The following is a 21953-nucleotide window of genomic DNA, read 5'->3' on the forward strand; positions in this document are numbered from 1 at the left end:
ATGGTAATGCGTAGGGCGCGGGGCTATCTCGTAAGAGGTAGCCCTTGCTTTATTATGACTCCTAAGCGAACTTTTGTCTACATCGACGGATTTAACTTTTATTACGGTAAAGTTAAAAGTACAAAATATAAATGGGTAGACTTTGGAAAACTTTGCACTTTTCTTCTTCCTAAAGAAAAAAATAACATTATAAAAATTAAATATTATACTGCTATGGTTAAACCTAGGCAAAATGATCCTGGACAGTTACGACGCCAACAAGTCTATATTAAAGCATTAAGAACAATCCCAAATTTCGATATTTATTTCGGACATTTTCTATCTCATCCAATCAAAATGATGCGTTCCGATGGAAAAGGTTTTGTAGAAGTTATAAAAACGGAAGAGAAAGGATCGGACGTAAACTTAGCCTCACACATGATTTTTGACGGTTGTAAAAATGAATATGATACCGCTGTAATTATTTCAGGAGACTCAGATCTTTTAGAACCGGTTAGAATTATAAGAAACGATTTAAAAAAGTCTGTTGGTTATTTAAATCCGCAAAATAATCCTAGTAAAGTTCTTTTACAGAACTGTGATTTTATGAAATCCATTCGATTTAATACAGTTATAAACTCACAGTTCCCGGACACGGTTATAGACAAGGATGGAAACCAAATTACCAAACCACTTGAATGGCATTAATATTTCATATTTCTAATTAAATGCTTCCATCGGTTCCCAGTCCACGAGTTCGAATTCGATTTCTCTTCCGCTCATTTCGTTATTTAAGATACTAAATCCTTCCGTGTTGACTCCACCCGTAAGCATACCCACCCTTTTACCGCTTCTTTTTTCTATGATGAGAATGTCATAGAAATCGTCCGCATGTTCGTCGTTATACGTATCTATTTTGACTACACCTTCTACGGGAATCGTCAAAATATGAAACTCACCCGATGCGGTTCCTTGCCAATCGAGACTTTTTAAACCCTTCGGTTTTCTTGTTCCTAAAGCCTGTATCCTTCCTTGGTTGTTATTGATACTGACTCGAATCGATTTCATAAAACCGACTGTAAGACCGTTGATTTTAACGATTGCGTCATTTCCGGTTAAAACTTTAGGATTGGGTTTTGAACTTTTAGCCATATTCTAAACCTCACTTCTAGCGCCACGTACGACGTCTAAATTCAGTAGGAAGAACATATAGTTGATCGGAGTTACAATCTTACCGTCTGGGAATATAAAATAGATAACGTCACCGTCCCGACGTATCTCAAAATTCTCATCAAAGGCGTCTTCACCCGTATATATATTACGAGTCAACCAACCGTATTGCCTGATATACACATTACGAATCCTTTGTATTACAGCCGTTCGTATATCCGCATCGGTCAGACTTGTCCCGAGAGCTTCCGGATCTGTAGGTATTTCCCCCGTAAAGGTTACGTTTAACCATTCTCTTAAATCCTTTACCAAAGCCAAAGCGGTGCATACGGTCGAAGCTTGGTTTCTAATCAGGTTTTGGGACTGATAGGTTGTGAGTGCGAACTCTATCTTAAAAGGACCGGCATTCGGTTTTTTTGTGATTACAAGACCTCCCGCGCGTAATACGTTTTTAATCTGAGTTTTTGTTAAAATTTCGGGGGCATCCACTATATTCAAATCCTTGAATGTAGCAGTTTCCCTTACGTTCGAGGAAGCTTTAATTGCGTTGTGTAAGACCGCGATCATCCAACCCGGATAAGTTCTTAAATTGATTCGATCTGCTTTGTATCTGATAAGTGGTGAAAACCCGGCCACCATATATTCCGAGTTTAAAGACTTTATATCTTCTATTCTTTCATCAATCGACTTTTCAAGGTCAAGTCCTGCTCCTCCGAACCTTTCATCCGATCCTTCGGCTGAATTTCCGTTTGCGAGTTTATCCGCTAAATAAAGTCTTACCGGTTCAAGAGATGTACATACGTTTATATAAAATCCTTTGACTGCTTCCGTATCAAATACAGTATCAATCGCATCCAGATAACTTTTAGTGGTAGCGGCTCCTGTGACTCCACCCGACAAATACACAAATCCGGAAAGATCAGAAAGTGGTTTTTTATCTTGGGATATGATTTCTAAAAGTCCGCTTGAATTAAAAAATGATTCTTGTCTAAAGAGTAAGGACTTTAAAGTTTGAGGTATTGACTTTACGTCTAAGTTTTCCGTTAATTGTATATGATCGAGTGTGTTAGTTTTTCGATCGGGTTGGGAAAGTAATACGGCCGTATACCCGACCTGACTGGAAATATAGGATACTAACTCAGAAAGTGTCTCATAACTTTTTATATCGACTACTAAATCCTTACTTAGGTCCGTCGATGCCGTGCCAGATAATGTCACTCTTAAAGTAATGCCATCAAAACTCAATATAGCGTTTGAAGCGTTTCCTATGTATTGGATTCTAAGGTCGTTTGCCTCAAGGGTTTGAGAAGTTAAAATGCTTTCGTTGTCGGCGACTTGTAGTATGGTTCCGTTATTTGAGACCCTAAACCGTAGCTGATTCCCTTTAGGCCCCGGGGTTATCGCTTTTACAGTATTCGTTATTCCTAATGTAGTTGCAAAAACTAAAGCGCTTGCGGACTTATTTTGTGAAACGTTGAGTGCTTTGATCGTTTGTGGACCGTTTGCAAACCTGGAGTCTTTCGAGGGAGAGAACGCACAAACTACCGCATCTGCTAAATCCCCCGATCCTAGGATTTGTCTTGCTTCGTCTGGTCCTCCAAACTCCAATACCCTCTTCGTGAGTGGTAGTGATGGATCGTTTGTATAGGGTCCGTTATCGCTAGGTCCTATGAGTATTAGAGTATTAAAATCGGGTGATATTCCCGCACTTTGTGGTTTGGTACGAAAAGCGCCACGAGAACCGGGCTGGATGTATCCACGTCCTAAAAATTCTACTTCACGCGTTCCCACTTACGGCCTCCCAAACCGCTTCAAAGGAAGCGTTTGAGATTGCCTTTAGTTCTCTTTTAAAGTAATTCCGAAATCGGGGAGAGATGATTTTTCCTAATTCTTTTTCTTTTCTGGAAAGAAACTCATCCGGAGTTTCTTTTTTATTCGAGTTGTTTTTTGATTCCTTCTCCTTACCTTTACTTTGTTCTGTCTCCATTCTTTATGACCTTTTTTAAGAGCTTAAGTTTTTAAACTGACTTCTGCTTTTTGACAAATATAGGTCGAATTCCTTTGTATCGGGAAAAAGGAATTTAGGTTTTGTCCTAAAGATCGATTTTGTTTGTACGATTTTAACTTTGATTTCAAAACCCCAAAAAGGTTCGGCAAAATCGTTTGTTGTTAAGTTAGATTCTGTATCTTCGGGTAAAAATACGGTTACACCCGGATGCAGGACAGGTAAGTCGTTTGTCATGAGCAGGGTTAAAGCTAACGAAGAGTCGTATATAAACTTATTTGAATTTCTTCCGCTTGCACCCGATGAAAATCCGGTGATAATTACATCGGATTCGCAGTTAAACTGAAACTGTTGAAAGTATTTGTTACGTGAGAATTCGTCTAAAAAGGATTTTGTGGGTAGTCTTCTAGATTCTGGGGTTTGTGAAATTTCGGTAAGGTAGTTTATAAACTGTGCTGAGTTTTTGAAGTGGTGTTCGCTCAGTCCTAAAACTTGAGTGTGTCTTTCAGTTGCGCATTCAATTCCGATTTTTGGAAATTTAGTGTTTGGTCCTTTATTTGATATTCCTTCCTGGAATAATGGATGACCGTGAATTACCGGTACATTTAAATTTCTTTCTTCAAGTCCTGTTAAGGAAATAAAATTCCTAAAATAGTCTACGACAACGTCTTCCGGGGGTGCGGGGTATGTTATAAAAACGGCTCCTTTATCTTGGCCGCCCTGTCTTCTGACTTCTTCTTCCTTTAAACTGAAATCCATTTAAAGGGAAGCTTATTTTATTTTTAAATTATCGGTTTTTAAAATTTGGAATAGAGTAAATCTATGTTTAGATTTTTAGAAGGAAGAAAGTTATATCACTCCGTGGTCTTTTAGGTCTTGCTCTGTAAGTCCCGTAATCTTTAATACATATTCTAAACTGACGCCATCCAATAACATATTTCTGGCAGTTTCAATTTTACCTTCGATTTTACCTTCGATTTTACCTTTAATTTCACCTTCTTTTCTTAATTTTTCGGCTGTTGTCATGGCTAAATCCTCGTAATCTCTACTAATCTTAGAATGACTGAGTAAATTTGTAATTTCAGTCGGTTCAAGTTCTCTTACATTAAATATATACAAAAACAGTTTTTGTAAAATTTCAACCCTTTTCGATTCGTTTTTTAGACCTGCTAAGAGTTCAAAAACTTCACCTAAATGACTTAAAAAAGAAGTATCCCCTTCCCAAATTTTTTGAACCACTCCTAAAATGACTCTTAGGGTGATACTTTCCAATCGGCTTAGATCCACTTTGGACAGATCGAATAATTCTAGCTCAAAATCCGGAATGTATTTTTTAAATACTTCCTCTTCGTTTTTGGAGAGTATGAATCTATCTTGAAAACTATTTCCTAAAGTCCAAAACCTTTCACCGTGATAGAATACAAACGGAATCACGACTGAATATTTTTTATCCGCCCTATATTGAGACTTGTAAATCGCGGATATATAACCTAATAGTTGACTAAAGACTGCCTCATCCAAATAACTTTTGTGTTCAAATAATAGATAGACGTTTGTTTTTTTCCCGGATTTCAGTGGGATCTGAAAGAGTAAATCGGTTTGTTCTTCTTTTAGGTTTTCCGAAATAAAACTAGATTGTGTAAGTTCTAAACGTTTTAAGTCTAAAAGTTCGATTACATTTTCGGGTAAATTAAATTTAAAAAATGAAATCGCATCCTCTTTGTCCTGTAAAGCTTCCCGGATGAAACGATCATGTGGATTTGTCATATCAGACATGGTATTTTAAATAAATGAACATAATCTCTATTTGTAAAGGTTCATTTTCTTTTTTTACTGAGTAGTTCTTTGATTAAATCCTTAGTATCCAAGGCGACCGCTTTTTTTAACTGTTTGGATTTGAGTGCTTTTTTAACGTCCTCTTTCACTCCGCTAAATACCTTTTGCGCAGGAATGGCCGCTTGAAAAAAATCTCTGCTGCGTTCGTTGACTACTACAAATTTTACAAGAGACCTCTGAACGTTTCCATTTTTGTATCTTTGTTCTCGTGCAAATACATCTCCTTGTCCTGTCATACCAGGGTCTTGTCTGTACTTGTATTTGTTTCTTGTGACTAGTTGACCATGTGCGTTTTCTTCCTTAAAACTTCCTGTCTTTATAATGACTGAATTGATCGTATTTTTTTTAAAAGACAGAGGTGTTCCATCCTCGTTTTTTGTGATTGGAACGATTACATAGGGTCCATTTTTTCCCATACGTGCCCGACTCCCTCCCAGTAAAGATGGCCTCATGTCATACCTAGGTCTCCCCTTTTCAATCACAGCCATATAGTTATATTTTCCCTTGTTTGGGTGAAAAACTCGGTAACCTCCCGGAATTTCCTGGATTAAAATCCCACCTCCCCCACCCGACTTATTTGACATAGCCATTCTACCCCACCAAGATGGTTTTGCGGATAATACGTTATGTGTCCATGATTCCTTAGCGGCTAAGGCTATCGTACTCAGTATTTTTTGAGTTCTTGGAAATTTACCTTGTTTGTAAAGAGTTTCGTAATTCATAAAAAAGGGGTATTACCACCCCTTTAAAAGAAGGATACTGATCGTGGAATCAATTGCTAAAGTCTTACAGGTACGTTTGTAAACACGTGGAATTTTTCAGGAGCTAACTCTTGTAAGACGCTATACCCTTCTACGATTCCAAGCCTTGTTCGTAAAGCACCACCCGCACCATACGGAAACAGTGTTTTTGTATAGGGTAGAAGTTCGGACAAAATTAGAGTTCTTGTTTCGTCACTGGAAGATTTTGTGTTAAAGTCCCCCAAAACCATAATCGTGGTTCCTGGAAGATCCTCGTTTAGATCTTGTACGATCGTAACCGCTCCCACTAAATTCCTTTCCACCGTTTTCATATATAGAATCAAGCTGGAGCTTGGAGTAGTCTCCCTAAATATCACATAACGTGTTTCCAGAATACCTCCTACTCCCGGGGTTATACTTAACTCCGCAGCTCCTCCGTTTGGAATGGATATGTTTTCTACATTGGAAGGACCTGAAAAATGTCTTAAATTCCCAGCACAAACCCGGTAGCTATAATCTCCTACATAGGATCCGGTGAATAAAGAATTAGGAACGGAAGGAATTACAGTAAGGGTAAAACTAGGTGTAGGAGGAGCTTCCTTATCACTCGTCGGCCCTTCTACACGATTTCCGTTTTGATCGTAACGCATAGGAACACCCCATTCATGACTATCCATCCAAATATCATCGTCAAATTGTATAAAATTATTTTTGGAATTGGAATCGATCACACCATATACGTTATTCGACAAGGAAACGTTTCCAGGTGAATAACTGTTATTTTGAACCACCATTCCGGAACCGCTACGATCAAATGTTTGATCGTATAAGGCTTTGGTAGAAGGGTGCATTTTTGCATAATTCGTAAGTCCAAAATATCTGGTACGAATTCTAGACGTAATATATTTCATTTGATCGATTGAAGGTAATGAACCCCTACAATCCGTATAAAATTCATTCCCTAAATTTTTGGCATGGGTTTTAAAACCGTCTTGTTCGTTTCTATTGTGTTTTTTATTCCCGAACCAAAATCGTCGCATTTGGTTTTCCATTGCTCTTTTTAAAGCTGCATTTGACTGTATCAGTTCCGGATCTTGTATATTCTGTACAGTATCGACCACCCTGTTAAAAGAAAATCCTTCCGCGCTATAGTTCACCTCGCTATATATTCGTTCCATCTGTGCGTCTGTGAATGTGGGTTCGTCGGATTGTCCGATATTCGAAGTATGAAACCATCCACCACCATGAGATTTGTACCGGTTATATTCCGCTATGGTTTGAGTAATTTGTCGTCTTGGTACTTCGTTAAAAAATTTAAAATCCTTATCCGTGGAGGCAAGTGCCACAAAAACCTTATCCAAAGATTGCATGGATAATGTGGCACCCGATGAGTTAAAATCTACAAACGGAGAAGCTCCATTCAAAGCCGTGTTTGCCTGAAATCCTTTTTGAATTTCCACTAACTGTTCTAATGTATAGGGTCCTGTCATATTTGATTTTCCTTATATTCTTCGTTACAGAATTTTTGAACTCTTTCGGATAGTTTGTGTGTGGATTCAAAAAAAGAAAGATCCTCGATCCGGCATTTTCCTTGTTTAATTAGCTCAATGATTCTGTTCGAAATTTTGTCTTTATCTAAGTGGCTTATCACACCGTTTAGATTCGATTTTTGAATCTGAGTCGTAACAGGATTTTTTGTTTCGTTTTTTTCTTTGGATAAATTTCCGATTTGGGATTTTAAGGTTAAAATTTCCGTTTTTAGATTCGTATTCTCTTCTGATTTTTCCAAAAGATAGGAAATCGCTTCGGCAAGCGTTTCTTGACCTGCTTTAAGGATTTCGAATGTGTTTTTAACCTCTTCAAAAAATAGTTCTGATTTTTGAATTTTTTCTTCTAATTCTTTCTCTTTTTTTTCTTTGGATTTGGTTTCTTCCTCCGAATTCTCAAAATAAGAATTTACGGTATCTCCCGCAAATACAGTAGCTTCGGCCTCCTCCAAACCTTGAGAAAGTGCCCAAATTTCTATTTTTTCCTTTTCCGGTAAAAGACTCCCCGCTTCTAAAAGTTTTGTCACCTCACCGTTTAATTTTTCCAGATCCGGTTTTGTATCTTGAATATTCGATTTTGATATATTCGTATTCTCAGATACTTTTTCTTTGAGTCGTAAAATTGCGCTTTTAAGCATATTTTTCCCCGTTCAGTTTTAAAAACAATAGATCCGATAACGTCTCTAATTCCTCTCCTTCTAAGTGATATTCCTCAGAAAGTACGGATTTAAGGACAATCGATCCTAGATTCATTTCCTTATTTTTAAACCGATTTGAGATATCGGAGAAGATGGTTTTTAAAAATCGCTCTTGTAGTGTCGGGTCTAGTTCTATGATTTTAGTAAAAAACTGAAGTTTTTTTTCCACTCTTTGAATTCTTTCCACTAATTCTTTCTCTTCTTTTAGGATTTGATTTCGGTTTTTATACCCTTCCTGATTTGAATCCATTTCTTTATCTATGTCTTTTAAAAATACCGCACCTTTTAAAAGTTGTACTGACGTATTCGGGTTATACACTTCTTGTATGGGTGCAATCGCACATTTTTTAAGTTTGATTTTACGGATTTTATTTCCTTGTTTGTCGATGGGTCTTGCGTATCCGGATACGGATGCACCCCATCCGTGAAATCCTGCTTGTAGTCCTTTTCTAATTTCTTCGGCGAATTTATTTTCCGGAAATAAATTTCCCAGGATATACAATCCTTCGTCTGAAATTTTTAAATTTGCGGGAAAATCGTCCTTGTATCCGATCTGTACGGCTCCCCCTATGATCGATTCTATTTTAGATTTTTGTAATTCGACTAAATGAGACGCGGTCAGTCTATTTTGGGATCTGAGTTCTGTGATTTCCTTGTCGATTATATCCGTTAAATGGTTATAATCAAAATAACCCTCGTTTAAGAACTCCTTACGCATCAAAGGGTCTTGGTATGCGGATTTGAGGATAATTTCGCCTTGTTTGTCTTCTTCTTCCGTGGACGCTTTGACTAAAATTTTAATCGTGCCGCTTCTTTCTTCGGGACTTGCTTTTAAGATTTGAAAAGGATGTAAAAATACTGTCTCCATAAAGAAGACTTTAAACGGTTTAAAATCGTATCGGAAAAAAAAGACTTACTTTTATCTATATTCACCCAGTAAAAAACGAAATAATACCTTAAAATAACTACACTGATAAATAATTAAAAAATAACCGGCAGGATGGATTTTTAAACTTTTAATCACTCTTGCAGTAAAACCCATTAAAAACCAGTTCCCGGAAAGATAATAACCTTTTACGGGTAAACCCATGTAGAACAGGTTATATATTACACCTTCCTCTATTTTTAATTCAGGGTCCATAATATATTTTAAGACGTCTGGAACTTTTATTTTTTTCAAAGTTTTGTTTCAATTATGAATCATGTCCCTTTTTTATCGGATGAATTTTTAAATCAGATTTATTTTCTATTTGAATGTATGACTTACTTTCAAAAAGCTTGTTATACTCAATTAATTCCATTTTAATTAGTAGGGTTATCGAATAACTTCTACTGTAGTTTTTGGATTTTTATAGTCCGAAAACCTTTTTTTGTTTTAAAAAGAAGTGATTAAATACGCCTTTAATCTTCCTTTTATAGTATCTTTTGGATTCCAGTAGACTTTTGCTTGAGTCGCCGTATTTACACGATCATAACATTCCACTAAATATATTCCTTCCATCGAAAAGTCCAAACTGGAAGTATCTAACCAAATATCAGGTGATATCGTATTTCCGATCGTTAGAATGGGTAATTCGTTAAAAGCTTTATCCACTTTTACGATCAACTTGTTTACAATCGTTCCTATCGGTAATATTTCGCCTAGGTTGTAACTTCCGAGTGGGCTTGAAAAATCCAATTCCACCACTTGTGAGATTTTTAGACTTTTTTCCTGACTTTCCGTTAAAATTTCATCCGACGAAAACGGACCTAAAAAAGCGGGCATACTTGTCAATATAGCAAAATTGGAATGTATCGGTTTTCTTTTTTACTATCTCTTAATTTCGGATTTAAAGTCTAAATTCGGTCCCCATTTAAAGGAAATTGTCGTATTCGCACGCGCTTGACCTGGGCTAAACTCATCCACTACGTCCGTTATATATCCAAATTTACAGATTTCATTCGTATTGAATGGATATTTTTTTAGAGGATCAATATCGATCTGAAAAGGGATTCCCGGTCTTATGGGTATAAACGGAATTTCAAAACTTCCGTTTGTGATTTTTAATTCCTCTAAATCACAAAATATAGAAAATAATAAATCCCGAATGCTAGAAAGTTCCGTTTTATAATTCTCTTTACTCGATTGTCTTAGATTTTCCTCTCTAAAAATAAGACCCGGGATTTTTACGTGTAAAAACTTTGGTCCAAAAATCGACCGGATCCTATCCTCATACTTAGGTTCTGAAAGCACAGTCCCAAAGGTTTGAAACGTGTTTTGAATCACATGTACACCCGACACTATATTTTCCTCATTTTCCTCGATTCTATAATTTTGAATATCCTCTAAATCGAAACTATAAACCGCATCTATCCTAGAACTTTCTAAGTCCCTGTATTTACCGTCTGTTCCAAACATATAAAATGGAGTAGGTCGAAATATCACTTTGGATTCCTTATTTCCAACGTCATAGGTTTCGAGTCGATTGGATCCGATTTCCCCAAAACTTATTCCCTGTCCGAATACTCCCTCTATATCAAAAGTCTCTAATGGATCTACAAATAGTTCATAAAGTGGCTCACAAAGATAGGACCTTAGTATCTCCCAAAAGTTTACATACTGACCGACTGTAAAACTGGACAATACTTGAGACTCGTATACGAACTGTTCCGTGTATGCCCTTCTCGGTAATAGTATGGAAAGTAAGGCGTTCGGATCGTTTTCAGTTGTAGTCGGTTTTAAGACGTTATGATCACAATATCTTGAAACGTTTAATAGATTACAAAAAAATTCATCCCAAAAGTTTTTAATTAAATCACTAAGTTGTCCCTGTAAAAACACTTTTGTTGCACTCGTTATCACTCCTGCATAAGTACTTTGTGTTCTAGTTCCGGGTCTTCCTTGGGTTCGTTGGTAGTCTATAAAAAAATCTGTGTCTGTTAGGATCGTTTCTAGACTCGTTATATGTACGGATTTAAAAGAATTCGCTTCTGGTGAAAAATCTTTTGTGATTGTCTTAATTTTACCGGAATTGAGTTTTTTAAATCCGTTTGATTTTGATTTACCGTTTGAATTGTCGTAATAGAGTAAAACGATACTTCTGACTCGAAATATCTCCTGAAAACTTTTAGTTTCAAACGTTTTCATTTCCGAAATTGGAAGTGACTCGTCTTCCCCCACCTGTACGATATATTTTTCTTGCCAGGGAATTGTAAGTGTGATTCCACCTCTTCCAGGACTTAAAGATCTTTGTGACCGTATATGAGTCACATATTCCACCGGAAAAAAAAGATTTTCAGAGGAACCGGGAAGCCTGATTTCTATCGAAAACCGTTTAGGTGGAATGGAAATATCGGTTCTTTTGGATATTGATAATTTCTCCATAATATAAATAGAATATAGTTATGTTATATCGGAGGGGAAGTTTTAGAAGGTGGTAAGGGCCCTGGGTTATATCCGTGACCGTGTTCGTTAAATGATTTTTTATTGGAGATGATATCTTTTTCAGACTCGATTAAACCACTAGATTTTATATCCCCATCGACTTCTAAACTTCCGGTAATTTTGGTATTTGCGGTTATTTCTAAATCGTTTAGATTAATCTTTGCTTTTGAGTTTAAAAAATCGATTTCAAGAATTACTGTCTGGTCCTGGTCATACACCTCTATCTTATTTGTGGTTTGTCTGGTTAAATAACCGGATTCATGAAAATCGATTATATCTTTTTCAGGATTCAAAAAAGGATATTTTCTAGAAAACTCGTTTAGGTTTAATAAATCGGAATCTTTGGTCGGAAAAGGAAATACTTTCGTAACTACGGGACTACGATACGAACCTCCTATAAACTCGATTAAAACGAGTTGATTTTTTTTGATCCCATAAGCCCTACCGTGCGCTTTTCCATCCGGATATAAAAAGGGACCTAACGTTCTTACCTTTAAAAAGATTTCTCCGAAAGTGGTGAGTACGTTCACACGAAAACGAGGAAGTACTTCGGTAACGGTTGCAAACATACTAGGTGTAATTTTTGAATCCTTAGAATGCGGTTTTTGTTCAAACTCAAATGTGTCGTTTGTAAAGTTTCCCCTCATACGGATAGTATATAACTAGTTCCGGTTATCGACTCTATCTTTATGTTAAAATAATACGTATCCTTTTCCTGTAGAGTATTCAAAAAATTAACCGTTTTTACCCTAGGGTCTGATCTGAATTGACTTAATATATTTTGAATGTGTTTATTTTTTAACATTTCGTCTAAAATTTCCCCCGGTAAAATCGGATTACCTAACGTTTTATCCGAAAGATAAGAACCTTCCACCATGTCGATTATATCTAACTTTTCGTTGACTAACGCCTCATCCCCCATAACCAAAGCGAGATCTCCAGTAGGTGAGATTTCAATTCCCCTATTTTCGTTTAATTTTAGGTCACACCCGATAATTGCGATTTCTAAATCTTTCGGATTCGGGTTATCGGGTAAGGGAGTATATATATTCGTATTTTTTCCGTAGGGAATTTTAATCGCCCTTTTGTCTAAATTTACAGTATCCCTACTCATATTAAATCTTGCTAATGCTTGACCTAAGTTTTTATCTCCTAATGTTTTTTCAGCTACGTTTTCCCAGCTATCACCTGGACTTACTTGATAGATTTTATATTCGTTGTCTATGGATGAAGTATTCAAAAAGGCTTTGATTTCTGTTAAAATCTCTTGAATTGTAATCGTATATCTATACACGTCGTTATCGATCCAATCGCTTAGATCCGCGTTGGGCTGTAAGGACATCGCCTCGATGGATCCGGAAGAATCCACAGGGATTAAAACTTGTGCAATTAAACGAGTTAAGGAATTGGAATCATTGATTGCAGTATCTAGGTTTTGTCTAAATTCAGCCTCATGACTTGCGGATTTTTTAGAAGTAATCTCTATTTTCTCCAAAATTTCGTCTTCGCTGAGTCCCCTTTTTTTGGTTTTGATTCCTAATTCGTTTTTAGCGTTTTCGAATGTTTTTCTTGCTAGTTTACCTTGTGTATTAAATTGATCCTTCATCCGCGGCCAGGACGTCAGTACCCTTTTTGTAGAACTGGCAAATACTTGTACTCCGTTTGCAACTCCTAGTAAGGCACCTGATAGTTTTAGAGGTAGGTTGACTATATTTTCCAGCTCGTTCATAAGCCCGGATATGGTTCTAAAAACGTTAAAATTGGATCTTACCGATTTACTTGTGATTTGTGTTTCTAGTTCTTTTACGGTTACAAGGGTAAGAGAATACTTGTAAGTATTTGTATCGGAAACGGATCTTGAAATCGTAAATCCGTTATTTGGTATGACTACCTCTACGATTCTATTCCTGTCGTAATCTCGAAACACTAAAGCATGCGTTCTAAAACTGAATCTTTTTTCATAAAATAGGGAAACGATTTTAGAAGCTTGGGAATCGTTTGAAGTATATTCTACCCTTTCTAAACTTTTACTATAATGGAGTAAAAACATAAAGTCCTGGAATTCCTGTAGACCCGATCGAAAGTCTCCCCCTCCAAAACTCAAATAACTGCTTCTTAATTTGTTATAATAACTTGTAAGCTGATTTTTAACGATACTTTTAGCGGCTGTAAATGCGGACTGTACAAATCCAGATCCTCCCGAAATAGAACTACTCGGTTTTGAGGGGAGTCCTAAATGGTAGATATGAAATTCACCCTCTAGTTTTATTTCGTGGTTATCGGGTCCGTAGTCTATGACTACACTCGAACCGAACGTTTTAGAAATACTGGTTCTATACTTAAAATTTTCAGTATATGTTAGGGGTCCGTTTACAAAAAAATATTCGTTACTCTCGATTGTATTTAGGTTATAGTCTCCGTTTTTTTCTTTTTCATAAAAGGCAAACGAGAATACGTTTTGAGGCTCATACGAATTGAGTCCTAAAAGTGTATTTACACCCGATTGAGCAAGATCCGTGATTCCCACTTTTTCTATATTGTATGTAAATTGTCTTTATCGGGAATTTCCCGATAATTGTTTTTTGAATATACATTCAAAAGTTAGTGGCCCTACCTTACATTCCCAAAACGGAAACAGAATACAGACTAGCAATTCAAAACTATCTAATCGCTTCAGGTTCCAGGCTTTCTAATTTTAATCCGGGTTCTCGTATATATACCTGGATCTGTGCGATTGCAAGCGTCTTAGCAGAAGGAGATTTAAGAACCTTAAACGGATTTGATTATTCGATCCGGGAAGGAATATACAACGCATTAGGTTTTAATAGACTTCCCGGTCTAAAATCAATCGGTATCGTTCGAATAGAATATAAAGACCACTTAGAAAATATAGAAATTCCTATTTTCACTCTAGACCTTTTTGGTCTTTTATTTGAATCCATATCCCCCGTTACTCTTTTAGTCGGACAAGAATATTTAGAAATCGAGATTAGGGCCAAAGAACCTGGCACAGACTACAATATTCGTAGACTATCCATCAATACGGAAGAGGGATTAGGTTCTTTAAATATTCAACTGCCTACAAATACTAGGGTTTGGAATCCGAGTGATTTTACGGGAGGTAGCAACAAAGAGACCGAAGAAAGTAGACTTAAAAGATTTAGAAATTTTATCATTTCTCTGGGTAGATCCACTCCACTCGGTATCTATACGGCCGTGATTTCGATTCCTGGGATTGCGGGCGCTCAAATCACGACGAATAAAAATCCGTATTCCGGTACTCTTGAATTTGGTTGGATCAATATTTATGTATCCGATGGTACCTCAAACCCACCCCAAAGTCTTTTGAACTTGGTTTTAAAAACCATCGAAGGGGACTTAAACGATCCTGATAATTTTCCTGGCTATTCAGCAGCCGGTACTTGGGTAAACGTTTTTAAAATTCCAGTTCTTGGAATTACAGTTCGTTTTCGTCTGGAGGTTTTAAATATCTCTCAAGTTTCCTTAGAGGAAGCGAGTACAATCGCAACGAATGCACTTACCTCCTATTTAAATACTCTTTCCATCGGTTTTGACGTTTTACTCAAACAAGTTGAGGCGACGATTCTAAAAAGCCATTCCGATTTTTATAAAGTAACGATCCTAGAATTCTACGGTAAACTTGCAAATCAACCAGTCCCAAACCCGATTCCGTTTCCCAGTGACATTTCGGTTCCTCCTACCTATCTTCCCCGTACGGGAGGATCTTCCCTAGGTGTAATTACATGCGAAGTTTCTAAAGTAGATTCGTTATGAATAAATTACTCGATAAGCTACCTCAGTTTAATCCGACGGACCCAACCTTTCAAAGTCTTTGGGGAAATCTAGATAGACCCGAACTTTCCCCCGTTACGAATATCAACGATATAAACAAAGGTGCCCTCTATAACAGTGTGGAATGGCATTTATCCTTTCAGGAGCTTACTTCTAAGTGTTCCACTCTCACACAATCGGAGGGGCGTTTTTTGACCAAATGGGCAAACCTTTTAGGAATCGAAAGACCGACCGGAATGAACGATCCCGAATTTGTGGGATATATCCTAGGTTATGTGTTATCAAACGAACCTACTCTTACAAAAATCTCTCAAATTTTCCAAAGACCCGATTATGCGGTTTTAAGGTGTAACGAACTTGGATTTACAAGCGACGTTTCCGCAACCGATACGGGTCTTTTTCTTCCGGGTCCTAACACAAAAGCGGTCTCAAGTATCGTAACCCCTCTATTAGGAGTTAGTTATATACTCGTAGAGGATTTCTCATCCATTTCCAACGTTCAAATCACGGAACTTAATCGTATCTTAGCGGCGGGTACTGCCGTATACATAGGGGCTAAAAATGCAGACTGAAATTTCACTGACCAGTAACGAAATAAAAACATACTACCAAAACGTATTCCAAAAGATCAGTGCCGATGACATAAACAGGCTTTCAGGAGCTTTGGGTGACGATTCCTATGTTCGAATTCTTTTAACTTCGATCCTTTATAGTATCGGTAGAAATACCGACACTGCTATCGGTTTTCAGGTAAGATTACAAAATCAAAATACGATTTCAGTCGATAACGGTATTTTCATAAAATCGGATTCTGTTTATATTTTTCCGGAAATCTCCCTTACTCCGAACCCGAATTCGGTTGTAGGTATTTTTGAATTGGAATTTGAATCCGTTTTGACGGATGAAAAGTCCGTCGCCGTTTTTAACTCTCAAACGGAAAGATTTCAGCCACAACCAAAACCCACTCGTAAAACGTATAGAACCCGTCTTTATGAGCAATGGTTAAATACGAACGGTAATCCTTTAATCACTCAAAATAGAATCGGTCTTTTAAGATATACGAGAAACGGTGGAAATATTACAAATCTTGTAAGAACTCTTCCCGTATATGATCCGAAACTTGTAGGCGTAGACGTCGTTTTAAATCCGAACATATTAGATAACACTTCCTTATCCAGTGCTATAAACTGGCTTTATAATTATATAGAATCCAAAAACTTCATTAAAACCACTCCTTCACCCGGATTTGATAACGCTAATTTTAGGATCAGGACTCAAGGAAATTTTGCGTATTGGAGTAAGGACGAGGGAGCAAACTGGCTCCCTTTCGCATAACCCCACCTTTTGGCCCTTCCTCACCCGTAAGCGGTGCGGGAGGTCATTGGGTGGGGAATTTTGGTTCGAATCGTTATGACGTATATCCAAAAGGTACCTATTCTGTGGGAGATACCTGGCACGTCGTGGATGCTCATCTTGATTATGGTACGACAGTAAACGACTGTGATCTGTGCGGCGGTTATGATTCCTGCTATCCTCTAGGACCTTGGTTTACTTGTCCTGATTGTCCTGGAGGATACTCACAATCTACAAGTATCGGTCTTTGTTGGACGGGTGGTGGGTTTGTATTTTGTTGTACTTCCACTTGTTGTAGACATCTATGCAATTCTTGTTATATATCGAATTGGTATACTCGGTATAGAGTTTTGAAATACGAATTTTTTACCTGGAAACTACTTTCCACATACCAAATTCAAGGGCGTTTTTGGAGTTAAATATATGAATGAAAAAAAAGATTTAGATCTTCGTTTAGAGATTTGTTTTGCTTGTCCTTTACTTCTGAAAGGTTTCCTTTTGGAGCGTTGTAGCGTTTGCGGTTGTTTTGTTAGATTAAAAACAAAATTAAAATATGAGTCTTGCCCGATTAAAAAATGGATGTAAGGATATGAGTTGTTGTGGAGGTAAAACAAACACTATGAATCAGGATTTAATTTTTCAACAAATCGGGCAGGTTACTCAAATTGCCAAAAACAAAGGATTATCCGAAAAAGACGCATCAAACGAAGCGTATACATTTGTTAAAGGTCTACTATCTAAAACAAGTGAAATCATTCAAAAAAACCCTAGTTTAAATAAGGAACTCATTTTTCATCAAATGTCCACACAAGCTTTCGGTCTCTATCATTCTAAAGACGAAACAGAAGAGATTTTAGAATCGGTTTTTAAATCCATTTCGGAACAGATAAATTTGTCTAAAATTCTTTCGCAAGAGTTTTCAAACCTAAAATGAGCATAAAAGAGTTTTTTAAATTTATTTTTTCCGCAAGAGTCACCTCTATCGTATTGTTTAAAAAAAAGAAGTTCAGTTTAATTTTTAGAAACTATTTTTCCCTAGGCTTGATCGGTTTTCCGATTCTTTCTTGTAAAATAGAAAAACAGTTTCAATCCCGTTTTAAAAGTTTTTCTGTTGCATTATTCGGTTTAGAAGTAGTGATTCTTATTTTTTAAATTATTAAATTCGTATTGAAAGCTTTCTAAACCTATTATTTTAATTAAAAAATCAATATGAAATTTAGAATTTTATCTCATCATATTTTTTATAAATTAATCTTTATTTTTTTGTTTTCTTTTTGAATTACAATCACAACCCAAAGAAGAGATAATATATAAAAATCTTTCCGTTGTATTTAGAAATACCAAAAGAAATTGGAAAGTTAAAAAAGTTTAGTAGATTAAACCTACGGTATAATCCAAATTTAAAAAAACAGAGAAGAATATCCGAAAATTATTTCTGAATCAAAAAATAAATCAGATCCGTTAGTTATCCAATACTTGATTTATATATATATCAGAAGCAAAATTAATCATTTCTTCCCAGCTATTAAACTTCGTATTTTGACTTACAAAAGCATCCCAATCCGGGCTTTTTTCTAATTTCGTAAAATCATCCTCAGAATTTATTACAAATCCGGAAGAGCTAAACATTTCCTCTACGCTGGAATAATCCGTATATTTACTCATGAATTCAGTAGGAAATAATTCTAAAAATCCGATTTCCTTCTTTTCAGATAATTTTTTAAGATTATTTTCAAGATTTTTTAAACCATTTTGAAATTCGTCGAAACCCTCTAACTTTATCATATAAAAAACTCCTAAAGAATAGGACCGAATTTGATCTTTGCCGAACATTTTGTCAATTTTAGAATTTAATGTTTTAAAATATAATAATTGATTATATATCTCCAACAAAAACAGGGACTATTTTTGATTCTTGAAATTACTCAATTATTCGCATTCTTTCTGTTGCAAAAACTTTTCGTAGTCCCCGAGCAAATTCTCTTTTGTTATAAACTCTATAAGCCTATCTCTATCCTTAAATCTTTTGTCTACATTCATTAAAATATCATCAAAAATAGAATGAGTTAATTTTTGAAAATACAGCCCCTCCACAAGAAGGGCCCTTAAATGTAAAACTTCCGGGTGGTGTATAAAATGTTCCTGGTTCATATATTTTTAATATACTCAAAATATTCGGTATCGGTTGACTAAAAAAGAAATGGAATTATCCTCAATTTCTTTTAGTTTTGTCTGTTATGGACTTAAGTAGTTTGTAGAGTTCCGTTTTTTGGACTTCTATGTTTTGGAAATATTTACGTTCCTTTTTTAAAATAAAACGTAGATCTAAAAGTTTTGATTTTAAAATTTCTACTTTTGGGTTTATAAATTCTTTTGGAATATCCTTTTTATTTAAAAAAAATTGAAACCCTTCTTCGTCTAATGCAACAATACTCCCAAGACCCTTCCAATTTTTAGGATAGTGTTTTAGATATGCTTTTTTAGCGTCCTTTTCACTTCTAAACCCTAACATCAATTTATGCTCGTCAAAGTTTCCATCCTTGTCTTTTTGATTGATTAGGTAGTATGTATTCTTATTTTTTTCAGGCCCAAGAAATACTCCTATACCTTCGTCACCGCTAGATTTTTGTATATATCCATAGTCAAAAAATAACTTACACTTCCAACGTTTTCCATTCGAATCAAACCCTTCCCGATAACTTCCCTTTTCATTTTCAATTTTTACTACTATCGCATTTTCCTCTAATAGAGAGGATTTTTGTAGAAGAAAGTCATCGGATTCTTGATTTTCTAGATTTGTGTTTTTAAGGATCTCTACCAAATCCAAAGCACCTAAATTTTTGAATTCTTTAGAGAGTGCTATTTTTGCTTGGGGTGAGAGAGTTTTTTTGGAAGACTGAAATACTTTTTTTAAACAAGATTTTTGAAGTAAGTAAAGTTCTTCTCCAACCTCCTTGTCATCATCCATGACAGTATCTTGCCAATAGGTATTTTCCTTTGTCATGGCAAGGTGGACCTTATCTAAAATGATTTCCGCTAATTCAATTGTAATTTCTTCTGTTTGTAATACCTTCAAAAAATCTTACAAAATATCTTTAGGGGTTATGATTTCTTTATCCTCATAGATCACTTTTTTAAATTCTCTTTTTTGGTCCCTATCGAGAGAGGAATAAAAAGCTTTGATACTTCCGGTTTGTAAATTGTTTCCATAGGGTAAAACCAAAACGATTGGATTTATTTTATGAATTTGTCGAAACGGTTTTACGACTAACCTTTCCAATTTTTCCACTATATTCAAAGTATTGATTGTTCTTGGATCATAGTAGAGTAACATCACTTGACCTGGATTTTGAGTTTGTAACATTAATTTTTGATAATATATAGTAACCGCAAGCCGGATCATTCCAAAAAGATAAATTGGAAAAACAAATAGTAGTTTTAGTTTTTCCCTGATTTGTACTAATATTTCTTTTAGTGAATTTTTACATACCTGTTTCATTTTACTTTTATTCTCTCGTATTTAAATTGGACAGCGGTTTCATCCTGAATATTTTAGGTTTGTCCCTATCCTCTCCGCTTCCGGATTCTATAAAGCCGGTAATTCTAAAACTAGGATGATATTCGTAAATGATACTATATCCGTTTTTAGGTTTGTCGTTCTTCCACTTGATTTTAGAATCCCCAAAAACTTGAAAGTCCTGTCCTTGAATGTGTTCTTTAATAGAGGACTTTTCTTTTGAGATGATTTTTTCCACTTTTCTAATCGGTGAATAGGATACTTTGTCATAGCTACCGAATTGATAGGGGATAAACTCAGAATGTGTGAGTGTAGAGACAAGTAAGGTGATTATATCCCCTTGGCTCAAGTTATATCCTACACCCATTACGGCCATAAGTTCGCCATCGTTAAAAGTTATTTGGCTATTTCCAAAAATCTTTTTTGCGTCCTGTTCGTTACGGAATGTCTTGTATCCTACCTTTACCGGATATATAATCTTCAGTTTTAATCGAAAAAGTCCGTTGACCCTATTTGGAAACTGGATCGAATTGAGTGTAAAACCGGAACATTCCACACAACTTGTCTCTCCTAAATCATTCACCTTAAAAATTTCCACGACTCCTACGATTGCACCTAATGGTAATTTAGGAGAAAGAGAATATTCGTTCTCTCCAAAAGCTTCCACCGTGATTTCCTCGATCATGGAAATCTCATAGTGAAGTAAAACTGCATTCCAAAACTTTAATGCTTCTTCCACTTCGATATAATCTTCGTATATCCTTTTAATCGTCAGGGGTTTATGGGTTTCTCTTGAGATAAGATTTAAACTATGAACTTTATGAATGGGACTAAACCGGGTATATACCCGGTTATGTTCCACCTTGTAGGCTAGTTCTTCCTTTATTTCCAAGGTCTCTTGAAAATTACGTATGAGTCCGTCATAACAAAACTTACAATCCGGAAGTCTTTCTTCTGTCGGACAGGGACAGGGGGTCAGTCTATACCAAAGACAAGACTCCCCTCTTCTCTCCAACATTTCTTCATTAGTTAAAGGGGTTAAAACGTTCGGTTTTGTGGTGATGTTAAAGGGGGAAATACCCCCTTTGCCCGTTTTTCTCAAACCCTTTTCAGTCTTGTAGCCTGGGTTACGAACTCTTGATGTTTTTTGTCGTAACCTTTTCTAAGTTCGAATTCCACCCTTAAACCAATCGTTATGTCTTCGTTTTTGATCGATGAATATTTAGCGTTAAAAAAATATTCCCTACCATTTGATTCGATAAAGCCGTAACCTCCTTTATTGACGTTACGATTCCAAGGGATATAACGAATTACGTTTCCTGTTAGATTGTTTTTAGTTTCCAAGCGATATAATTTGAGAGCCAGGAACGTTCTGGTTCCATAGCGCACGTAGGTTCCTCCCAGGTCCCTACCCTGTAAATTACATCAGACTTTGTTATCGGGCCGTATTTTTTTTCTAATCGGATTCTTTCCCTGTTTGCTTCCATGTTTTGTTTAAAAATTTCATCGGTTCTCAGCCTTTCTTTTGCGTCTCTAATCTTACCTTGTCTAAATATTTCACTAACCTCGTCGTCTTCGTCCGTTTCTTTGAATGTGAATGTTTCGTATTCATGGGAACAGTTTGGGTGTAACGGACAACAGAATTGATAGTCTTTGAATTTTAGGTTTGCATTATTTTTTCCGAGCCATACCGCTATATTTGTGATTGGATCTCCGCTAAACTTATCACCTCCTAGAAATTTGAGTCCTAGGCTCTGCATATATTGGGGATCGTTTAAATGTTCTTCGGATATAAAAACCCGCGCGACTAGCCCTTTAAATTCAAGACACTTGTCACAACTGACAGGACGTAAAGTTGTATTCGCCAAATT

28 protein-coding genes and 1 pseudogene are annotated in these 21953 nt (G+C 36.2%); 8 read left to right on the plus strand and 21 right to left on the minus strand.

The features are described 5' to 3' along the window. Positions 1 to 54 precede the first annotated feature (54 nt). Entirely contained in the window at positions 55 to 687 is a 633-nt protein-coding gene (locus LEP1GSC190_RS19000; RefSeq protein ID WP_173380644.1) for an NYN domain-containing protein, read from the plus strand. 12 nt (positions 688 to 699) lie between these two features. On the opposite strand, the gene LEP1GSC190_RS19005 is transcribed toward LEP1GSC190_RS19000, so the two are convergent. The 14 genes from LEP1GSC190_RS19005 to LEP1GSC190_RS19070 form a co-directional block, all read right to left on the minus strand. Then, positions 700 to 1131 carry a hypothetical protein gene (locus LEP1GSC190_RS19005; protein WP_002746272.1) on the minus strand — a complete coding sequence of 144 codons (432 nt, stop codon included), beginning with the start codon at positions 1129 to 1131 and terminating at the stop codon, positions 700 to 702. 3 nt (positions 1132 to 1134) lie between these two features. After that, entirely contained in the window at positions 1135 to 2940 is a 1806-nt protein-coding gene (locus LEP1GSC190_RS19010; protein WP_173380645.1) for a hypothetical protein, read from the minus strand. Further along, entirely contained in the window at positions 2927 to 3136 is a 210-nt protein-coding gene (locus LEP1GSC190_RS19015) for a hypothetical protein (RefSeq protein ID WP_002746199.1), read from the minus strand. Before LEP1GSC190_RS19015 ends, LEP1GSC190_RS19010 begins: the two co-directional genes overlap by 14 nt. 15 nt (positions 3137 to 3151) lie before the next feature. Further along, positions 3152 to 3913: a hypothetical protein gene (locus tag LEP1GSC190_RS19020; RefSeq protein ID WP_002746247.1), complete on the minus strand. Its 762-nt coding sequence runs from the start codon at positions 3911 to 3913 to the stop codon at positions 3152 to 3154. 90 nt (positions 3914 to 4003) lie between these two features. After that, the gene (locus LEP1GSC190_RS19025) at positions 4004 to 4930 is read right to left on the minus strand and encodes an Rpn family recombination-promoting nuclease/putative transposase (protein ID WP_002764787.1); all 927 of its coding nucleotides are present in this window, start codon (positions 4928 to 4930) and stop codon (positions 4004 to 4006) included. Between the two features lie 41 nt (positions 4931 to 4971). Next, positions 4972 to 5712 carry a hypothetical protein gene (locus LEP1GSC190_RS19030; protein WP_002746231.1) on the minus strand — a complete coding sequence of 247 codons (741 nt, stop codon included), beginning with the start codon at positions 5710 to 5712 and terminating at the stop codon, positions 4972 to 4974. 56 nt (positions 5713 to 5768) lie between these two features. Next, positions 5769 to 7220 carry a hypothetical protein gene (locus LEP1GSC190_RS19035; protein ID WP_002746220.1) on the minus strand — a complete coding sequence of 484 codons (1452 nt, stop codon included), beginning with the start codon at positions 7218 to 7220 and terminating at the stop codon, positions 5769 to 5771. Further along, positions 7217 to 7915, minus strand: a complete 699-nt coding sequence (locus tag LEP1GSC190_RS19040; RefSeq protein ID WP_002746295.1) for a hypothetical protein — start codon at positions 7913 to 7915, stop codon at positions 7217 to 7219. The genes LEP1GSC190_RS19035 and LEP1GSC190_RS19040 overlap by 4 nt, the downstream gene beginning before the upstream one ends. Further along, positions 7908 to 8843 (minus strand): hypothetical protein, encoded by a 936-nt coding sequence (locus LEP1GSC190_RS19045; RefSeq protein ID WP_002746262.1) that lies wholly within the window; start codon positions 8841 to 8843, stop codon positions 7908 to 7910. The genes LEP1GSC190_RS19040 and LEP1GSC190_RS19045 overlap by 8 nt, the downstream gene beginning before the upstream one ends. Before the next feature lie 51 nt (positions 8844 to 8894). Continuing rightward, the gene (locus tag LEP1GSC190_RS19990) at positions 8895 to 9116 is read right to left on the minus strand and encodes a hypothetical protein (protein ID WP_126160291.1); all 222 of its coding nucleotides are present in this window, start codon (positions 9114 to 9116) and stop codon (positions 8895 to 8897) included. A gap of 234 nt (positions 9117 to 9350) precedes the next feature. After that, positions 9351 to 9740 carry a hypothetical protein gene (locus LEP1GSC190_RS19055; RefSeq protein ID WP_002746250.1) on the minus strand — a complete coding sequence of 130 codons (390 nt, stop codon included), beginning with the start codon at positions 9738 to 9740 and terminating at the stop codon, positions 9351 to 9353. A gap of 45 nt (positions 9741 to 9785) precedes the next feature. Then, entirely contained in the window at positions 9786 to 11339 is a 1554-nt protein-coding gene (locus LEP1GSC190_RS19060) for a hypothetical protein (RefSeq protein ID WP_002746219.1), read from the minus strand. A gap of 23 nt (positions 11340 to 11362) precedes the next feature. Continuing rightward, entirely contained in the window at positions 11363 to 12046 is a 684-nt protein-coding gene (locus LEP1GSC190_RS19065) for a hypothetical protein (RefSeq protein ID WP_002746267.1), read from the minus strand. Beyond that, a complete protein-coding gene (locus LEP1GSC190_RS19070) occupies positions 12043 to 13926 on the minus strand; it encodes a hypothetical protein (RefSeq protein ID WP_002746289.1) in 1884 nt (627 codons plus the stop codon). The genes LEP1GSC190_RS19065 and LEP1GSC190_RS19070 overlap by 4 nt, the downstream gene beginning before the upstream one ends. Before the next feature lie 77 nt (positions 13927 to 14003). On the opposite strand from LEP1GSC190_RS19070, the gene LEP1GSC190_RS19075 reads away from it, so the two are divergent. The 7 genes and pseudogenes from LEP1GSC190_RS19075 to LEP1GSC190_RS20900 form a co-directional block, all read left to right on the plus strand. Beyond that, on the plus strand, positions 14004 to 15194 hold the full coding sequence (locus LEP1GSC190_RS19075) for a baseplate J/gp47 family protein (RefSeq protein WP_002746228.1): 1191 nt from the start codon (positions 14004 to 14006) through the stop codon (positions 15192 to 15194). After that, complete coding sequence (locus LEP1GSC190_RS19080) at positions 15191 to 15784, plus strand: hypothetical protein (protein ID WP_002746310.1); 594 nt, start codon at positions 15191 to 15193, stop codon at positions 15782 to 15784. Before LEP1GSC190_RS19075 ends, LEP1GSC190_RS19080 begins: the two co-directional genes overlap by 4 nt. Next, on the plus strand, positions 15774 to 16547 hold the full coding sequence (locus tag LEP1GSC190_RS19085) for a hypothetical protein (RefSeq protein ID WP_002746204.1): 774 nt from the start codon (positions 15774 to 15776) through the stop codon (positions 16545 to 16547). Before LEP1GSC190_RS19080 ends, LEP1GSC190_RS19085 begins: the two co-directional genes overlap by 11 nt. Positions 16548 to 16597: 50 nt before the next feature. Next, the gene (locus tag LEP1GSC190_RS19090) at positions 16598 to 16984 is read left to right on the plus strand and encodes a hypothetical protein (protein WP_081586379.1); all 387 of its coding nucleotides are present in this window, start codon (positions 16598 to 16600) and stop codon (positions 16982 to 16984) included. A 4-nt stretch (positions 16985 to 16988) separates the two neighbouring features. Then, complete coding sequence (locus LEP1GSC190_RS20525) at positions 16989 to 17150, plus strand: DUF6171 family protein (RefSeq protein WP_002746230.1); 162 nt, start codon at positions 16989 to 16991, stop codon at positions 17148 to 17150. 34 nt (positions 17151 to 17184) lie between these two features. Next, on the plus strand, positions 17185 to 17499 hold the full coding sequence (locus LEP1GSC190_RS19095; RefSeq protein WP_002746249.1) for a hypothetical protein: 315 nt from the start codon (positions 17185 to 17187) through the stop codon (positions 17497 to 17499). Positions 17500 to 17774: 275 nt separating this feature from the next. Continuing rightward, positions 17775 to 17992: pseudogene (locus LEP1GSC190_RS20900) on the plus strand (leucine-rich repeat domain-containing protein); the annotation flags it as partial. Between the two features lie 34 nt (positions 17993 to 18026). On the opposite strand, the gene LEP1GSC190_RS19105 reads toward LEP1GSC190_RS20900, so the two are convergent. The 7 genes from LEP1GSC190_RS19105 to LEP1GSC190_RS19135 all read right to left on the minus strand — a co-directional run bounded on the left by LEP1GSC190_RS19105 (position 18027) and on the right by LEP1GSC190_RS19135 (position 21950). Further along, on the minus strand, positions 18027 to 18455 hold the full coding sequence (locus LEP1GSC190_RS19105) for a hypothetical protein (protein ID WP_237578405.1): 429 nt from the start codon (positions 18453 to 18455) through the stop codon (positions 18027 to 18029). A 39-nt stretch (positions 18456 to 18494) separates the two neighbouring features. Further along, positions 18495 to 18716, minus strand: a complete 222-nt coding sequence (locus LEP1GSC190_RS19110) for a hypothetical protein (RefSeq protein ID WP_002746270.1) — start codon at positions 18714 to 18716, stop codon at positions 18495 to 18497. Between the two features lie 61 nt (positions 18717 to 18777). Then, on the minus strand, positions 18778 to 19641 hold the full coding sequence (locus LEP1GSC190_RS19115; protein ID WP_002746293.1) for a hypothetical protein: 864 nt from the start codon (positions 19639 to 19641) through the stop codon (positions 18778 to 18780). Between the two features lie 6 nt (positions 19642 to 19647). After that, positions 19648 to 20064 carry a hypothetical protein gene (locus LEP1GSC190_RS19120; RefSeq protein WP_002746275.1) on the minus strand — a complete coding sequence of 139 codons (417 nt, stop codon included), beginning with the start codon at positions 20062 to 20064 and terminating at the stop codon, positions 19648 to 19650. 7 nt (positions 20065 to 20071) lie between these two features. Further along, positions 20072 to 21184 (minus strand): hypothetical protein, encoded by a 1113-nt coding sequence (locus LEP1GSC190_RS19125; RefSeq protein ID WP_002746291.1) that lies wholly within the window; start codon positions 21182 to 21184, stop codon positions 20072 to 20074. After that, complete coding sequence (locus tag LEP1GSC190_RS19130; RefSeq protein WP_002746298.1) at positions 21181 to 21426, minus strand: hypothetical protein; 246 nt, start codon at positions 21424 to 21426, stop codon at positions 21181 to 21183. The genes LEP1GSC190_RS19125 and LEP1GSC190_RS19130 overlap by 4 nt, the downstream gene beginning before the upstream one ends. Beyond that, positions 21405 to 21950, minus strand: coding sequence for a hypothetical protein (locus LEP1GSC190_RS19135; RefSeq protein ID WP_002746281.1), 546 nt, complete (start codon positions 21948 to 21950; stop codon positions 21405 to 21407). The genes LEP1GSC190_RS19130 and LEP1GSC190_RS19135 overlap by 22 nt, the downstream gene beginning before the upstream one ends. Between the last annotated feature and the right edge of the window lie 3 nt (positions 21951 to 21953).

The sequence above is a fragment of the Leptospira mayottensis 200901116 genome (assembly GCF_000306675.2).
Taxonomy (GTDB): domain Bacteria; phylum Spirochaetota; class Leptospiria; order Leptospirales; family Leptospiraceae; genus Leptospira; species Leptospira mayottensis.

What these genes read in the sequence shown, in the direction of transcription:
- LEP1GSC190_RS19025 (WP_002764787.1), bottom strand. Translation starts at nt 4,930, where the DNA reads ATGTCTGATATGACAAATCCACATGATCGTTTCATCCGGGAAGCTTTA.
- LEP1GSC190_RS19085 (WP_002746204.1), top strand. Translation starts at nt 15,774, where the DNA reads ATGCAGACTGAAATTTCACTGACCAGTAACGAAATAAAAACATACTAC.
- LEP1GSC190_RS19045 (WP_002746262.1), bottom strand. Translation starts at nt 8,843, where the DNA reads ATGGAGACAGTATTTTTACATCCTTTTCAAATCTTAAAAGCAAGTCCC.
- LEP1GSC190_RS19040 (WP_002746295.1), bottom strand. Translation starts at nt 7,915, where the DNA reads ATGCTTAAAAGCGCAATTTTACGACTCAAAGAAAAAGTATCTGAGAAT.
- LEP1GSC190_RS19120 (WP_002746275.1), bottom strand. Translation starts at nt 20,064, where the DNA reads ATGAAACAGGTATGTAAAAATTCACTAAAAGAAATATTAGTACAAATC.
- LEP1GSC190_RS19015 (WP_002746199.1), bottom strand. Translation starts at nt 3,136, where the DNA reads ATGGAGACAGAACAAAGTAAAGGTAAGGAGAAGGAATCAAAAAACAAC.
- LEP1GSC190_RS19035 (WP_002746220.1), bottom strand. Translation starts at nt 7,220, where the DNA reads ATGACAGGACCCTATACATTAGAACAGTTAGTGGAAATTCAAAAAGGA.
- LEP1GSC190_RS19000 (WP_173380644.1), top strand. Translation starts at nt 55, where the DNA reads ATGACTCCTAAGCGAACTTTTGTCTACATCGACGGATTTAACTTTTAT.
- LEP1GSC190_RS19020 (WP_002746247.1), bottom strand. Translation starts at nt 3,913, where the DNA reads ATGGATTTCAGTTTAAAGGAAGAAGAAGTCAGAAGACAGGGCGGCCAA.
- LEP1GSC190_RS19005 (WP_002746272.1), bottom strand. Translation starts at nt 1,131, where the DNA reads ATGGCTAAAAGTTCAAAACCCAATCCTAAAGTTTTAACCGGAAATGAC.
- LEP1GSC190_RS19030 (WP_002746231.1), bottom strand. Translation starts at nt 5,712, where the DNA reads ATGAATTACGAAACTCTTTACAAACAAGGTAAATTTCCAAGAACTCAA.
- LEP1GSC190_RS20525 (WP_002746230.1), top strand. Translation starts at nt 16,989, where the DNA reads ATGAATGAAAAAAAAGATTTAGATCTTCGTTTAGAGATTTGTTTTGCT.
- LEP1GSC190_RS19080 (WP_002746310.1), top strand. Translation starts at nt 15,191, where the DNA reads ATGAATAAATTACTCGATAAGCTACCTCAGTTTAATCCGACGGACCCA.
- LEP1GSC190_RS19110 (WP_002746270.1), bottom strand. Translation starts at nt 18,716, where the DNA reads ATGAACCAGGAACATTTTATACACCACCCGGAAGTTTTACATTTAAGG.
- LEP1GSC190_RS19060 (WP_002746219.1), bottom strand. Translation starts at nt 11,339, where the DNA reads ATGGAGAAATTATCAATATCCAAAAGAACCGATATTTCCATTCCACCT.
- LEP1GSC190_RS19095 (WP_002746249.1), top strand. Translation starts at nt 17,185, where the DNA reads ATGAATCAGGATTTAATTTTTCAACAAATCGGGCAGGTTACTCAAATT.
- LEP1GSC190_RS19065 (WP_002746267.1), bottom strand. Translation starts at nt 12,046, where the DNA reads ATGAGGGGAAACTTTACAAACGACACATTTGAGTTTGAACAAAAACCG.
- LEP1GSC190_RS19990 (WP_126160291.1), bottom strand. Translation starts at nt 9,116, where the DNA reads ATGGACCCTGAATTAAAAATAGAGGAAGGTGTAATATATAACCTGTTC.
- LEP1GSC190_RS19055 (WP_002746250.1), bottom strand. Translation starts at nt 9,740, where the DNA reads ATGCCCGCTTTTTTAGGTCCGTTTTCGTCGGATGAAATTTTAACGGAA.